We start from the raw sequence: 16,566 nt of genomic DNA, 5'->3' as shown, positions 1-16,566 counted from the left end.
AATGACCAGACGGATTATCTAGTATGTTTTTATTTTTCGGATTATTTTCTCAAGACTATGGATTGCTATTTCCTTGTCACGCTCTTCCGCATTATAAGATTTGCTTCTTACCGATTGATAGGATAGGTCTTTTTTGGCAGGCGTAGAAAGATATGGCACAATGCTTTTAAAGAAATAGCTCATTGACTTTGCCTTTACTATTCTTGACTCATCAGTGGCCCGCAGGATTAGGCCGATTTGATCGGCGGATAATACGCACTCAAGTTTTGAACTTTCATCTGCACGCCATATATTTGATATGTCTGTGAAATTATTTTGCTCCCGAATTAATAGATCTATTTTTTTTTCAAGATACCTTAGTTCATTTGCAAACCAAATTTCTAGAAACGTAATTAGATTTTCCCGCGCGGGAATAAAAGTGATTTTTATGTTGGAATTAATTTGAGCCAGTTTTGTGTAGCAAAACAGAACCTTCTCAAATTTCTCAGACAGACTCTCATAACTTTGCACGTAGCTGGTAATTTTCCCGATCAGATAATCTGTATATTCTTTACAGTTAAAATTAAGTCTGATAAGCATTAGATCAAGTGCGGAGAAACTGCCTACTTCAGTTGCGTCAAAAGTAAAACCCTCAAGTTCTTTTAACAGCTCCCTCTGATATAGTACATGCCTGTAAGTGCACTTTGCCATATTCGATCCCTGCATATGCAGCAGAAGCATTCCGAGGATCCTTTCGAATTCATTGTTTTGCTTGTCTTCAAATCTTTTTTTTTTAAGCATGGATTCCAGGGCGGTCTCAAACTCCATTTTCCACATATTCAGATATGTAACAGGTATTCTTTGGTCGAGGCTCATATAATTGGCAAATCTAATTTCCACAAAGGACAGCAGATCATCTAAAGTAGAAACCAATAAATCGAAAATTCTGACAAAATTGGAATGGCTAAAATTCTCATTTTTCCGGCTTTCCATTGTACAGTCCAGCAGGAAGACAAAAGAAGAATGATATTTTCTTACCACCAGGCGAATCTCTCGCTTGCTTCTCATTTCGAACACATCCAACTTAATCTGAGTCTTGATTTTATGCGCCTCGGCTATGACATTTTCGCATAAGATTTCAGTATCATGTTCGGAAATTGAACTGATAGAATCCGGCTGTGCATTAAATGTGTTAATGATCAATGAATCGAGCCATTCCAAAGGATACATCTTACTCATCTTACTCATCATAACATTGTTTTAATTAAACAGCTTTTGGCGCTTCAATAAGAGATTTTAAATTGAGTGATTTGTGCTGGAGCGAAATTCGGAAGGAAGAAGTCCCGTATGTCTTTTAAAAAAAACACTAAAATTAGCAGCGCTGCTGAATTCTAATTCGTCAGCAATCTGTGCAATTGAATCTTGTGTATCCTTGAGTAGATTTTTAGATTCATTAATTAGGGCCTCAATTATAAAATTTTTAGCGGATCTGCCAGTTATCGTTTTTACCATTTTATTTAGATGGCCGGGAGTTACGTAAAGCGATCCTGCATAAAACTGGACGTGATGTTGTTTTTTAAAGTGAATTGCAAGCACTGTTAAAAACTGAATTATGAGGCTTTCCTTCCGTCCCAAATCCAAATTTGCATTTGGCAGGTATTTGAAATGGATATGCTTAAGTTCATAAATAAATAAAGCAAAGCCAATCCTCCTGAAATCTTTATATAACTCAGAGCTTTCAGTTTCCCTTTGCAAAACATGCATCAGCTTGTAGATCATCGATAACACCGTAAAATCTTTTTCGTCAAGCCTGATATTACACTCTGTTTTTAGCATTAGAATGCTGAAGGCGTCGGCAAGTTCCCTATTATAGCAGTTATCCAGCACAAAATCAAATGAGGTCCTGATCACATAAAGTTGGATATTATGAGTTGCCAGGACATAAGTGCAGATTGTGTTGACCGGTATTACTAATAAATCCTTTCTTCGTATTACATTATTTGTTGATGAAAACTGTATTCTGAGGTTTCCTTTTTTTATTAAAAGCACAGAAAAATTAGAGATCCGAAAAGGAACTGAAATTTCATTCGATACTTTGTAGCTCTTAATATAGTCTACAATTAATCCTTCATTTGCAGTACGCTTTACTTCTGTATTTAAGATTTCTGCAATCATAGGCTGTCATTTGAAGCGGATGAGATTCTAAAATTTCGGTTAAAAAAATACTTCATCCATATAAAAAATTGAAAATACAGATTAGCAAATGCACATAGAAGAAGCTGGTAAGCAAGTTTCCTTGGACATTCTGTCAATCTGCCATCCTCTGAATCATATTTGACCAATTCATCATAACTGAACAGGTTTATTATATAGTAAAGAGTGATCAGATTAAAAATAAATAGTATTATATAAAATAATGCCCGTCTTTTCATGACTTTAAAGGTTTTATAAGATGTTAAAACCATGGCGGTGGTTTAATATTAAAGCACCGCCATATCGATTTAGGTAAGCCTCAAATTACTTGCTATGCTTGCTGGCAGTTGATGTCTCCCAGTCTCGGTCTTTGCGTTTTTTCTCGCTGAAAAGCACGGCCTCAGAAATTGACGAAATGGCCAATATTGTGCTTTTCTGAAGACTGTTTACGATCTCGTCGTTTCTCACGCTTAATTCATATTGCATGATATAATCGTCGACGATCGCATACTCTTCGCCTTGTAAGGCACTGAGATTAATAATGTAGTTTTTGACATCTGCCTGCAGAGCAAGATTGAGTATGCTTTCTTCAATAATTGCAAATAATGCGGCTACAGCGGATGTTTCCATTGAAATTGTATCATTGGATAAGGATTGGAAAGCGATCTTCTCTGTTACGGCTCTACGCTTTCCTTCTACTATTATCGGCAAAATCTGCTGCGCAATCTGATTGCTGGCAATTAGTATCCGATTTCCGACCATAATTTTTCTGGTGGCATCGTCTGTTGACTCGAGGTGAAAATTCGTTTGCTTTTCAGATAGGCTAAGAATCACATCATTGTGGCTGGCATTTGCATCACTAATATTAAAATCATCTGTTGAACAAGAACAAAACAAAATTGTTAAACTGGCAAAAAATAAATTTTTCATAAATTAAAATGGTTAAGTGAAAGAGAATTTCTTCTCAGCTCATTTCACCCGGGTTAGCAGAACCTGAATTCAGCACGATGCTGAATATTTTGCTATTGAATTCGAAGCAAATCTATAATTGCCAGCACAATAAAAAAAAGACTTGTTTGCTGAAATCCATGAAATAAAGTGTTGATTTCCATGAAATCGACAAAGTATTTTTCCTACAATTAAAGGTTTTATTAGAAATGTTTACTTACTTTTGAATGCTTTTTTTATTCCTTGGAATTTTCATTTGATTATCTAATCAGAATTATGCTTTTAATAAGTACGAGTTCGAAATATTCTTTGCCTTTATGAATAATAAACAATTTTTAGTCCTGTTTTTATTTTTATCAAACATCCTATCAGCGCAGAATAATTTTCGCCAAATTCCGGATTCTCTTACATCCAAAAGCTTTGAATATTTGGACGAAAAAATCTTTGATAATAAAAGCGATAGTGCTAAAGCCGCGCCTTATTTATATACATACTTGTTTAAGGCAAAAAAGGAAAACAATTGGAACGAAATTGTCAATGGCTATCAAAACATCCTGCATCAGTCACCTTCCGAACTGCGGCTGCTCTATGCTGACAGCATGATAATATTTGCTGAAAAATCGCATAATGACGCATTGATAGGCTCAGCATATTTATCCAAAGGAATAGTTTATTACAGTCAAAAGAAATATAATGATGCCTACAATTACTACATAAAAGCAAATGGATTTATTTCCAAATCGGATGATAAGTATTTAGTTCACAAGGTTAAATACAATATCGCGCAGATTAAGTATTATCTTGAATTTTATGATGAAGCTGTCTCGCTTTTGAATGAATGTATCGGCTATTTTGCAAAGGAAGAACCGAGGCCTTATTTGAATTCTCTGCACTCTTTGGGGTTATGCTACAACAGGATGGGCGATTATGATAAATGTTCCCAAATTAATTTATTGGGAATAAAGGAGAGTGACAGGCTAAAAATTCCTGAAATGAAAATCTTTTTTGAGCATTCGGAAGGGATCAACAATTATTTCAAAAGCAATTATAATACAGCTATCAAATCATTGCAGGAAGTAGTTCCGCACTTGAATAAAGAAACAGAATTTGCAAATGAATCCATAGCCAACTTTTATATTGGAAAGAGCTACTGGAAACTTAATTTACAATCCTCCGCCATTCCTTACTTTCAGAAGGTAAATCAGACGTTTATTGAAAAAGGGTATATAAGACCGGATTTAAAGGAAGTTTTTGAATTGCTGATTAAATATTATAAGAAAAAGCATGACTTGAATCTGCAGCTTTATTATATAGATCAGCTTCTAAAGGCAGATTCATTATTGACCAAAACCAGTAAATACCTGATTGGAAAAGTCCACAAGGATTATGATACTAAAGAAATTATTGCTGACAGGGCAAAAATCCTTAAGCAGCTGGACAAGGAAAAGCAATATGACATCATGTTTATTGGAATTATTCTGGTATTGTTTCTGGTGATCATATATTTTACTTACAAGCATTTCACGGATAAAAAACGAAACAGGCTAAAATTTGATGAGTTGCTGCATAAAATTGATGGCAAGTCTAACCCTAGGACGGCAGTACAAAAATCAGATTTGTTGGATATTTCCCCGCAGACAGTAGAAACTATTTTGAAGCAGCTGGAAAAATTCGAAAAGGAAAAAAAATATCTGGACAAAAATTTGACCCTTGCCACACTGACTGTAGCTTTCAACTCAAATAGTAAATATCTGTCTAAGGTTATTTATCATCATAAAGGCAAAGGTTTTGTCGATTATATCAATGACCTGAAGATCGACTATATTATAGATCTTCTCAAGAATAATTCCACTTATCTGAATTACACAATCAGCTCACTGGGCGAAGAAGCAGGTTTCAGCACAACTCCTCGGTTCACTAATGCATTTCAATCCCGGACAGGCATTTCGGTGAGTTATTTTATTAGGCAGTTAAAAAAAGGAAATGCCTAGAATAAGTTTCTATTAAACTCAAAGACGATGTTAGCATATTTTGTTTTTGCTCAATGAATTTAAAGAATTTGCATAATGAAAGATCATAATGCAAAAATCAATTCTAACATCGAAACATTTAAAACAGAATCTTAAGAATTAACTGAATAAGAGTTACAACTTTAGTCGCTACAAGAAAATTGCCATTAGAAATTGATAAGCCTTTAATTTTTTTTTTGATCTATCAAAAAAATAAGCTTCTTCTTAAATTAAATCCCAATGAGATACAAATTTGATTTTTATCAATCAAAATTATATTTCTAATTTAAATTTACTTTTAAATTAATTAATTTTATTTTTTTCAATATGGCACTGTATTCTTTATCTATATTGTCAATTTGCATTTTTGCCTCAATTGCTATAAATTCCAAATCTAGAATTTGTTTATATGATTGCAGAAATTTTAATATATGCAATAATTCAAGAACTTCTGACTCAAATTGCCATTTGAATATATCCTTTGCCCCTATTTTTATTTTTTCTTCATTATCTGCAATTTCTTGAAATGAAATTGTATTCAAATCAATTTTAAAACCCTTCAAATTAGATTGAACTTTTATGGTTTCATAAATAAGTTCAATCAGTGAATTAATTCTTTCCTCTAAGTTAGAAACAACATTAAAAATTAAATCTGGTAAAAATCTTTCGTTAAGTTCTTTAATTTCGGATTCAAAATAAATGATCTGTTTTTTTTGCCTCAGACTTCCAATCAGATCAAAATAATAGCATAAACCTGAGACACTCAAAAAATCTATTTCGTTTCTCCTCCTAATAAGACGTAACATCCATAAGGCTTCAATATTTAATTCTACATAAATCGAAACTGTTTCTGTCAGGTCCCATAAAAGTTCTTTGCATAAAATTTCAATCTCTTCAGTTGAATCAAGTCCGTAATGCAAAAATCGGTTTCTTAAATTAGGTAGATAATATTGAAAATAATCGAAACTGCTTTCAGAATAAGGATGATACGATCTTACTACATTCACTTTATCAGGAAGAGCGGCATAAGGGCTATTGAAACTGGGATCACACATTCTGCACATTTCGGTAAATAGACCTTCAATCTGGGTAAGAGCTAACGAATAGAAACCGTACCATTTTTTAGAATCATATAGGTCAACAAGTTCTAAGAATGTTCGTTTCCTTTGTTCTGGAATGAATGGCAAATATTCAATGCCATTGATTATTGCCTTTAAAACTTTCTCGTCCGATATTTCTTTTTCTAGTTCTTTGTAAAATTCTTTCTTATCGTTTATATACAGTTCCTTTAATCCTCGACCAATTCGAATGGGTATTTCTCCTAATCTATGGCCCACTTTATCAATTTTATCAAAATCAAAATATTCATTAGACTTCGGTAAAGGCAGTTTATATGGTCTATCCTCATAATCCTCAAACATCATTTGTGACATTCCCAACAGATTATCCCTTCTTGATTTACTTAACGCTCTACTTTTTAATCCAAATTCTAGATGAGACTCAATTTTAACTCTTTCTTCCAAACAGCGTTTGTAAAAATCATTTTGTGTTCTCTGATTATGATTTCTTGGCGTTTCTCCTTTTTGAATAAATTCAATCTTTTCATATTCGTTTATGTAATCATTAATTGAATCTAAATCGAATTTTACTTTTGCTTCCAGTTGTCCTTTTATAATTCCTGGCAATTCTATAAAATTCAAGAAATAATAAAGAAATCTATCTATTTGGCTATCATAATTTTCTTCTTTACCAAATAATAGTTTTTTTTCAAAATCATCATCAACTCCCATCAATAATAAAATTGATGTACAACCTTTTTCAATTTTCGTGATATCACTCTTTTTAAGCGGTTTCCCAGGGAAATCAAATTCATTTAGAATAAATGCGCACAATTCTTCCTTTGATTTAGTAAATAAAAGATCCTCTGGAATTTTTTTTAGTATTTTTTCCGCAATAGTATTTATTTCACCAATTGTTTTTAACTCCTTTGTAATTGAAAATTTTGCCATTATTGTTTATCATTTAGTTTATCAGATCAAAGAAAGCATTTTGAAGAAGCACTAGTAACAAAAACTGTTCTAAAAATATAAATGACTTGAAAATTAAAATTAAGTTTAGACTATCTTATCCTTTCCAGATTAGTCATATATTTTTTACAATATCTCTCGCTTCTATTATCCCTTAAGCCACTATTTAATGTATATCCTCCGCCAATAATGATTCCTAAAGCCCCTAATATTTCCTTTATATATTCTGGTGTTGTTGCTGACGGATTTTGAATAAGCATATATGATGCGAATGGAATGGAAGCCAATCCAATTCCGGTAAGGAGAACTTGTCTGCTGAACTCAGAGTATATATTGTTATATGAATCTATAAAATCTTGTTCACTATATCCAACACTAATTTTTTCTTGAATGTTTTGAAGTTCACGATTAAACTCTTTTAGATACTCTCGATTGTCATTTCTAAATTTGATTAGTTTATCAACAGGTATTTGCGCTAAATTTTGAGGTATGAGAAGATTAAAAATGCCCTTCGCAAATTTCGTCGTATGATTTATTCTTGGTGTAGTAGAGCGACTATAGTTGGTGAAATTATCGTATTTATTATTATCTGTTATAATCGCTGCCGATTCCTCAAATGCAATTTCTTTAGCGAGATATGTCATAAAGAGAAAAGCCAATTCTTCCGGAAGCAAAATTCCCGTATCAGTCCGTCTACCAATTTTGTTATATATGCAATACTCTGCCCAACCACTTGAAAATTTTTCCTCATAAACATTAAAATTCCAATTTTCAGGATTTTGCCACTTTCTAATTAGATTTGCACTATCAAACAATACACTTCTTTGATGCGTATCGCCAAATATTTTATTAACTTCTGCAATTGCTTTTAAAGAAGCGCGATATCCAACATTATATTCAGGATTATAAGGATCGATCAAATCGGTCTTATCTATAATATCCTTATAGCTTTTACTAATATTTCCTGCTCTGTTCTTTGGAATAATAGGTCGAAAATTTTCAAAGTATAATAACGAAAATTTTAGCCACGATTCAGTAGGAGGTTCAAATGACGGATAATATATAAGGGGTTCCATAAAAAATTAAGATTTACTATTTGATTAAAAATATTTATTAAAACAATGCCATTTTACTGTTTATAGCTTTTATAAGTGAAAAAATTTAGTTTAAAATTTCTTTCAGCTTATTTATTAATAAAATCTTTCTGTTTGTAACATATTCACTAAAATTTGACAATTCTAAATTTATGTTCTGCGGTATTAGATGACTATCCATGAATCTTTTCAAATCAGAATTTAAAGTTTCTTTTTCGACCCAATCTTTTAAATTCATAATTTTTTTTGACATATTTTCATTTGCATCGAGCATCTGTAGGTTGATTATCGAATTGTAAACTTTCCATCCATAAATTTCTTTTTCAGAATCAGAAATATTGTTATAGGTGGCAGCTGGGTGCAAGTGATCTTGATGAAAATTATTATTTTTATAATCCATATCAGGATACAATAGTGCTAATATTGGAAAACTATATTGGGAATCTTTTTGTGTTAATAATAATTCCTCAATGTAGTCTTCTCCAATCTCAGTAAGTTTTTTAATATCCTTATTTATTTCCACTGACGGAAAATTATGGATAATTTCAAGTTTTGTTTTTTCCACATCTATAGTAAAGGCTCTTCTTGATTGTGACAAGACAGTATCGGTTTGACCTCCGAAAGTCCTTCGCACTAAAATTGTGAGCAGCCATTTTTTAATTATTTCTCGATCTTCCTTGTAGGCTATTTTGGTTGAAAAATCGGTAAAAATATTTTTGTGATATATGTAATAAAGAATTGGGAGTGTGGCATTATTTGTTGTAAGTGTATAATCTGTTAATCCAAATGTTTTTAATAAGTCATACAAACTCAAAATAGAATTACGAATGTTTTCCCAATTCGATTCAATATTACCTATAAAATCGTTGTTAAAACTGGTAATCTTGAAGCGAACATCTTTGTGGTACAAATACAGAAAAGATTTTAAAATATAATCTTTATCTATATTGAATCCTTTTGCTCTAATGGCATCGACTAAATCATTGATTTCGGTTCTTGCATCTTTTTGTTTCCAACTTGCAATTGCGATAGACATTAAAATATCTGAAAAGCTTAATGATGTTCCGCCTGAATTTATTCTAACAAAAATATTTACAGCTTTATCTGGATTCTGCTCATCCTCTTCATAATAGTTTATATTTAAACCGGTGTGAATTACCCTCTCCAACTGTTTAACTATTTTTTTTGACTCTTTTGAGAGCACATGGTCATCTGCAAAATCATCAAGACCATCATTTTTATACAGTTTCAATACAGTTCCTACTTTAAACCACTTTTCTTGAAAGTGGTCAATATATATGTCTTTTTCTTGTGTCAATGCTTTATCTAGGAAAAGGAATTTATATTTTCTATCGCTTTCCTCTTCGGTATATTCGGAGGAAATATTTAAATACAAATGTCTTGTTGGATAACTCCATTCACTATAAGCATAAGCCCTTCTGTATTCTTTGTATGCGTAACTGCCACACAATCCAATGTACAAAGCAGTCAAACGTTGTTGACCGTCCAGTATAGCATGAAAATCATTAACGCCATTAGTGGCGATTGTATCGTTATGAATTTCATGATATTCTATATATTTTTTTAAGAACTGGTAAAATCTGAAATCTGCTTTTGTACTTTCCTTTACTTTCCAAAAAAGCATTGAACTTATTGGATATCCTTGCATTAAAGAATCAAAAAGCTGTTCAATTTGAGCTGGCTTCCATACAAATTCGCGTTGAAAAGCTGGAAGTAAAAATTCGTTTCTGTTTATTCTATCAATTGCTTGATGTATTGTGATTGGTGCTTGGAATCCTGCCATTTTAAATTTTATTTATCTGTTTGAAATCACTATCTATAATCAGAAAATGATCTGTTTTGAGTGAATTAGTCGGTTTTAATATCAAGGTTATTTTGCCAAAGACCGTATGAGTGGGCAGCCATTCCGTAGTAACAGACTATTTCCTTTTCGTTTTTGATGATTTCCCATGGAGACCTTTTGCAAGTGTAATCGTCTCCAATTTGAGGTCTGAAATGACAATTTTCATACATAGGACACTTTCCTCGTTGATCTATTTGTTTAAGATTTTCCGAACATAGAAAATCATACAATATTCTGTGTGACCAAATTGTCGAAGCAGCATCAAACTCCTTATTAAATTCTTTATCCACGTCATCTGAATTATTAGAGTATGTGCGCATTAATATACCATCTTTGATATATACTGGGGATGGGAAACTTTCGAAAAGCAATGCAAAATCTTTCCAATCCGTTGTGAAAGGCAATGAAAAAAAAGATGGTGCGTTATTTTTTTTTATTTCATAAACTAATTCGATCTTTTCTATATACCACTTTAAGGCTTCTGACAAATGTTCTCTTCCTTGTCCCTGCGACCACATCTTTAAATCAGGAATGATTTGTGTCAAAGCTACTGAAGTACTGTACGAACACTTTGCCACAGCTTCATCTACAATTTCAACAAAATTCATTCTATTTTCTCCGTAAGCTGTAACGGATTTCCCTTTTAATTGTTCTAAAACATCCAAAAAAATCGAGGTTGATTGAATTGTATCAAGACATAAATCAATTAAAAGAAATTTACTTCGTAGGTCAATGCTTATATTAAATTCTCGGAATAAAAAATCTCCAAATTTATAAGGGTATGATGGCAAATCTTTTGAATAGATTGATAGATCAACCCCAGGTAAATTTCCTTCAGCAAGTTGTTGTGCATAATAGGCATGTATTTCTTGCAGAACAATTAATCCAAAATATAATTTGTTGCCGTGATTCTCTAGTTCTAGAGTATTTGTAATTAAATGCTGAATCTTTCCATCTAATTCAATTTCCTTTGTTTTTTGATGTCTTTCTTTAAAGCTTATTTGTGAATAATCTAGTTCAAATACATCATTTGAGTCTCCACAATAGAGATTGTAATATTTTCGAAATTTATTTATAGTTTCACCATACTGGTCTCTATCTAATGGTATGGAGATTGTTTTTCCTTCACCATTAGAAAAGATTTGTGTCATATTAACCAGATCTCTCATCCATAGGGAAAAACCAAAGATTGATGATATATTAGTAATGTCTTGGATATAGTGACAATATTCGTGAACGAATGCGGGCATATCTTTTTTAGCAAAAAGATTTTCAGTAATAGTAAAGTTTGTAATATCAGTAGAGAATGTACCTGATTTATAAGATGCAAAATTGTGTTGCTCCATGAAAAATTAAATCATATTAAGAATTTAAGATAATTACTTTAATGTATTATAAGTTCTTTAAAACAAGGTTTTCTATTTTAAACATAAAAAACAAAATACATTTTCATTTTAATATTTAGCATTGAAATCAAAATATCAATTAGATGTAATCATATGTAGTTTTAGGCTATTTTTGATAGTACAATATTTTATTTTTTTAATAATTTTTCTTGAATTGAAATTGTGTCTAATAAAGGAAGAATTTTACTAAAAGGTTTTACAAAAAGGGATTTTGAATTTTCAATGACAGAACACAAAACCCCAATACATTTGCCATTTTGATTGATTACAGGCGAACCGCTTAATCCTGCCCAATCTTCATAATCGTTAATTTGATCTTCAGTATTCAAAAGTAGATAGTTTCCTATATCTTGAATATATTTTAGATTAGACATAAATATGGCTTTTCTATGCAAAAAAAATAGTCCTTTGATTTCGGGCCTTATTTTTCCATAGACGTAATAAGTGTCATCTTCGGATGGTTCGATTATATGCTCTTCCAAAAATTCAAATTTCTGCTCGTTTGGAGAAACTATAATATTCTGATTATCATCTTTTAAATCTTCGTCAGTTAAAAATGGTGCTTCAAATTTAGTTCTATCTACCAAACTAATAGCAACATCAATTAATTCATAGTCTAAATCTTCTTTCGATAAATCAATACTTTCCATAAAATAGAATCCTCCAATCGGAGTAATGATTGTATTTAATTCTTGCTTATTACTAATATTGTTGAAAATACCTAGAAAATTATCAGTCCCTAATCTTTTTTTATTTTGATGATCTTCATAGTGTATATTATGATCAGCAGTTATAAAAAATAGATTCTCTTTATAGTTTAAAAAAAAACCTGAACCATAAGCTACAGGAACACTTTTAAAACTATTCTCGTCACAAACAACAATTTGATATGTTGTTTTGATTAAGATTTCCCTTATATCAAAATCTTTTTCAATCAGCATTTTTTTACTTTATTGGTTGGTAATTTTAGTTAATTATTTATGGATTAACATTATGGCTTAAACGAATGTCAAATTGGGTTTCCCTTTCTTCTATTTAACCTACCAAACATACAAAACCACTGTTGTTCTATTTTACGGTTTTCCATAAACTCAATATTAATAATGTGCAAAGTAATTATTTAAAGAATCAAAGATTACCGTATAAATACCTGTTTTACTCTTCCTATTGAACATAAAAAAAGATGCTAATAAGGCATCCCTCTATGATAATGGTTTGAGTTATAAATGTTGGTGATTTAAATTTAGTAATCTAAAAGATCTTTTAATGAAACTTGCAGTGCACTAGCTAAAGCTACTAATGTTTCAAATTGAAAATTAACTTCACCTCGCTCGATTTGTCCAAGAGTCTTTTTTGTTATATAGTCATTATTATCCGCAAGCTCTTGCTGCGAAATGGATCGGTTTTGATACTCGACGCTTTTAATTTTTCGTCTTAGTTTCAAAACATGTTTCCCAAATTTTATTCTTTCCTTCTTGAAGTCAATTTCATTCATATGTTAAAATTCATAGGAAAAAACAAAATTTTTGATACCCTACAGGGTACTATATTCTTTTTTTTTATATATTTGTTTTAATTCTTTTAAATAGAAGTGTAATTTTGCGATTCTTCATATAAAATATTTGAAGCATTTCGCTTTGAATCCTGTTTCAAAAAACTTGGCAGTTTAAACCCACAGGATGATAAGTAAATTGCTCACGCTTACGGGCGTGGGCTCACTTATCTGTGGGTGGGTATGCCAAGTACCTTTGAAACAATAAGCTGAGTTCCATGCCCTTTTTTATGTCATAAACTTTTCCTGAATTCATAGCGTTTTAAATTCTTTTTTTATTTAAAGTTTCGTCTTAAATCAAAAGTAGAACTTAAATCCGTACTGCCCGTGTCCTAAAAACTTAACTTATTTCATTATGCCGTTTACTTAATGCATAAAAAATGGCCCTCTACCGCAGCGACCAAACTAGAGCAGAGGACCTTAGCTAATCAAATCATATTTAACTAACCAATCCCAATATTATGAATAATTTTTCATTTTTAAAGGATGGAAAGGTTCTTTATTGCCTAATTTTTATGGGCATTATATCAGCTTTTTCATCTGCTTATGCCAAAAACTCTAACCGGCATACCATCGCATTTTACCAGCAGAACAAAATCCAGGGAACAGTCACAGACGGTTCCGCTCCACTGCCCGGTGTCACAATCGCAGTAAAGGGCAGAACGACTGGAAGTGCCATCTCAGACTACAGCGGACAATATTCCCTTTCTGCCGGTGCGCAGGACACGCTTATTGTATCTTTTATAGGCTTCAAGACTTCCATGGTTCCAGTCCAAGGGAGATCCAAAATCGATATCACTTTGATTTCCGAAACCACAACTCTGCAGGAAGTTAAGGTAAATGCAGGATATTATTCTGTCAAGGAAAGTGAACGAACAGGAAATATTTCCCGTATTACATCCAAGGATATTGAAACCCAGCCTGTGACAAATGTGCTTGCCGCAATGCAGGGAAGAATGGCAGGAGTCAGCATCACCCAGACAACAGGCGTGCCGGGAGGCGGATTTGATATCAAAATACGCGGGCAGAACAGCATCCGAAATACAGCCAATGCTCCCTTATATATAATTGATGGCGTTCCCTATGCTTCGGATCCGATCGGCTATACGCAGACCGCGACGATATATCCGGCAGCAACCAGCCCTTTGAACAGCATCAATCCGGATAACATTGAGAATATAGAAGTCCTGAAGGATGCTGATGCGACTTCCATCTATGGTTCGCGGGGGGCAAATGGCGTGGTTCTGATCACTACTAAAAAAGGCAGGGCCGGCAGGACAAAATTTACAGTCACAAGCTCCACCAGCGCAGGAAAAGTTACAAAATTCATGAAGCTTATGAATACGGAACAATATCTTGCCATGAGAAGACAAGCCTTTACCAATGATGGGCTGGCCAGCTATGGAGCCGCTGATTATGACATTAACGGAACCTGGGACCAGAATCGCTATACCGACTGGCAGAAGGAATTATTGGGAGGCACTTCCCAAATGAGCGATATCCAGGCAACGGTATCAGGAGGCTCTGATCAGACCCAATTTCTGTTGAACGGGAATTACCATAAGGAATCAGCTGTCTACCCTGGAGATTTCGGATATAAGAAAGGAGGGGCGCAGATCAATATCAACCATCGATCAGAAGACAGCAGGTTTCAGCTTGTCTTTTCAGCAATTTACAATGCTCAGGACAATACCCAGCCCGCTTTCGAACTTACCTACAGTGCGCAGACCTTGGCACCCAACGCCCCTAGACTCTACAATTCGGACGGTACCCTGAATTGGGAAAACCAGACATGGACCAATCCCCTTGCCAGCCTGAATGCAAAATATGAATCCAATACGAAAGACCTTGTAGCCAATAGCATGCTTTCTTATAGGCTGGCCCCTGATCTTGTCATAAAAAGCAGTTTTGGATACACCGACTTGAGCACCACCGAAACACGTACCGCCCCTTCCACTGTATATGACCCGATTTATAATGTTAGCAGTATGACCTCATCTATGTTCCTGAACAATACAGGCCGATCCTCGTGGATAATTGAACCGCAGGCCAGCTGGGAAAAAGAACGGGGTAATGGTAAGCTGGCAGTTCTGTTTGGAGCTACGTTTCAGAACCAGGACAACAATACGCTGTACCAGTCCGCAAGCGGATTCAGTTCTAATGACCTCATCTATAATCTGGCGGCGGCCAAAACCGTTAAGGTGCTGGGCAACGATGAGACGCAATACCGTTATCAGGCATTTTTTGGCAGGCTGAACTACAATTGGCAGCAGCGCTATATCGTAAACCTTACCGCGCGAAGGGACGGATCGAGCCGATTCGGCCCAGGCAATCAGTTCAGTAATTTTGGCGCGGTTGGACTGGCCTGGCTTCTCACAAATGAAAATTTCATGAAGAAAGCGGCCTGGCTCAGCTTTGGAAAGATCAGGGCAAGTTATGGAACCACTGGAAATGATCAGATCGGCGACTACCAGTTTTTCAACACATATACCACTTCTGGTTCAATCTACAACGGCATTTCAGGACTTCGCCCGTCAAGATTATTTAATCCTGATTTTAAATGGGAGATAAACAAAAAACTGGAATTGGCAGCCGAACTTGGATTTTTGGATGACCGCATTTTTGCCTCAGCGTCCTGGTATCTCAACAGGTCGTCAAATCAGCTTGTCGGCATACCGCTCGCAGGAACGACCGGCTTTACCTCCATTCAGGCAAACCTGGACGCCACAGTAGAAAATAAAGGTCTGGAACTGACCCTTCGAACGGCAAACTTCAGCAGTGGAAATTTCAAATGGACAACCAATTTTAATCTCACTTTCTCACAAAACAGGCTTGTCAGCTTTCCGGGACTTGAAGGTTCGACCTACAGCCAGAAATACAGGATAGGGGAACCACTGAACATCGCCCTTGTTTACAGGCTCAAAGGCATCAACGCTCATACAGGCGTTTACGAATTTGAGGATCTAAATAATGATGGAAAAATTTCCTTTCCGGATGACAGGCAGCTGAAGGTTGATATGAACCCTCAGTATTTTGGCGGAATGCAGAATCAGCTGTCATATAAGGACTGGAGTCTTGACTTTCTATTTCAGCTGGTCAAACAGAAAAACAGGCTTCTTCCAATGGGACCCGCCGGTACAATGTCTAACCAAAGCGCTAGAAATATCGACTCCTGGAAACAGATTGGCGACCAATCGCCTCATCAAATCAATACAACTGGATATAACAGCGCAGCTGTTAACGCGGATTTCTATTATTCAGAAAGTGATGCCATGATCGCTGATGCTTCATACATACGATTAAAAAACATTTCGCTTACCTATCAGGTTCCATTAAGGCTTAGCCAAACCAGCTGCAAAATAATGCTGCAGGGGCAGAACCTGCTGACTTTTACAAAATTCAAAGACGGCGATCCGGAGTTTTCAACCTATGGCTTTCTTCCTCCTCTGAAAGTTGTAAGCGCTGGAGTGCAATTAACCTTTTAATTCAAAGAA

At 34.2% G+C, this 16,566-nt stretch carries 11 protein-coding genes; 2 read left to right on the top strand and 9 right to left on the bottom strand.

Translation table 11 applies throughout. The features are described from left to right. Positions 1-18: 18 nt before the first annotated feature. The 3 genes from OZP10_RS14655 to OZP10_RS14645 all read right to left on the bottom strand — a co-directional run bounded on the left by OZP10_RS14655 (position 19) and on the right by OZP10_RS14645 (position 3,102). Positions 19-1,230, bottom strand: a complete 1,212-nt coding sequence (locus OZP10_RS14655; protein WP_281631534.1) for a hypothetical protein — start codon at positions 1,228-1,230, stop codon at positions 19-21. Between the two features lie 45 nt (positions 1,231-1,275). Then, positions 1,276-2,154: a helix-turn-helix domain-containing protein gene (locus OZP10_RS14650; protein ID WP_281631533.1), complete on the bottom strand. Its 879-nt coding sequence runs from the start codon at positions 2,152-2,154 to the stop codon at positions 1,276-1,278. Between the two features lie 342 nt (positions 2,155-2,496). Next, entirely contained in the window at positions 2,497-3,102 is a 606-nt protein-coding gene (locus OZP10_RS14645; RefSeq protein WP_281631532.1) for a hypothetical protein, read from the bottom strand. Positions 3,103-3,548: 446 nt separating this feature from the next. Here OZP10_RS14645 and OZP10_RS14640 point away from each other — a divergent pair, with 446 nt between their 5' ends. Next, positions 3,549-5,111 carry an AraC family transcriptional regulator gene (locus tag OZP10_RS14640; protein ID WP_281631531.1) on the top strand — a complete coding sequence of 521 codons (1,563 nt, stop codon included), beginning with the start codon at positions 3,549-3,551 and terminating at the stop codon, positions 5,109-5,111. Between the two features lie 299 nt (positions 5,112-5,410). Here the strand turns inward: OZP10_RS14640 and OZP10_RS14635 are convergent, their stop codons facing one another. The 6 genes from OZP10_RS14635 to OZP10_RS14610 form a co-directional block, all read right to left on the bottom strand. Next, positions 5,411-7,138: a hypothetical protein gene (locus OZP10_RS14635; RefSeq protein WP_281631530.1), complete on the bottom strand. Its 1,728-nt coding sequence runs from the start codon at positions 7,136-7,138 to the stop codon at positions 5,411-5,413. A 110-nt stretch (positions 7,139-7,248) separates the two neighbouring features. Next, on the bottom strand, positions 7,249-8,232 hold the full coding sequence (locus OZP10_RS14630) for a hypothetical protein (protein ID WP_281631529.1): 984 nt from the start codon (positions 8,230-8,232) through the stop codon (positions 7,249-7,251). Positions 8,233-8,317: 85 nt separating this feature from the next. Next, positions 8,318-10,054 (bottom strand): DUF262 domain-containing protein, encoded by a 1,737-nt coding sequence (locus tag OZP10_RS14625; RefSeq protein ID WP_281631528.1) that lies wholly within the window; start codon positions 10,052-10,054, stop codon positions 8,318-8,320. Between the two features lie 65 nt (positions 10,055-10,119). Beyond that, positions 10,120-11,460 (bottom strand): hypothetical protein, encoded by a 1,341-nt coding sequence (locus tag OZP10_RS14620; protein WP_281631527.1) that lies wholly within the window; start codon positions 11,458-11,460, stop codon positions 10,120-10,122. A gap of 188 nt (positions 11,461-11,648) precedes the next feature. After that, positions 11,649-12,461: a hypothetical protein gene (locus tag OZP10_RS14615; RefSeq protein WP_281631526.1), complete on the bottom strand. Its 813-nt coding sequence runs from the start codon at positions 12,459-12,461 to the stop codon at positions 11,649-11,651. A 302-nt stretch (positions 12,462-12,763) separates the two neighbouring features. Further along, positions 12,764-13,015 carry a helix-turn-helix domain-containing protein gene (locus OZP10_RS14610; RefSeq protein ID WP_281631525.1) on the bottom strand — a complete coding sequence of 84 codons (252 nt, stop codon included), beginning with the start codon at positions 13,013-13,015 and terminating at the stop codon, positions 12,764-12,766. A 518-nt stretch (positions 13,016-13,533) separates the two neighbouring features. Between OZP10_RS14610 and OZP10_RS14605 the strand changes: the two genes are divergently transcribed. Then, a complete protein-coding gene (locus tag OZP10_RS14605; RefSeq protein WP_281631524.1) occupies positions 13,534-16,557 on the top strand; it encodes a SusC/RagA family TonB-linked outer membrane protein in 3,024 nt (1,007 codons plus the stop codon). Positions 16,558-16,566 lie beyond the last annotated feature (9 nt).

This window comes from Flavobacterium luteolum (assembly GCF_027111275.1).
GTDB classification, from domain to species: domain Bacteria; phylum Bacteroidota; class Bacteroidia; order Flavobacteriales; family Flavobacteriaceae; genus Flavobacterium; species Flavobacterium luteolum.
This window is presented reverse-complemented; position numbering and strand designations above follow the sequence as displayed.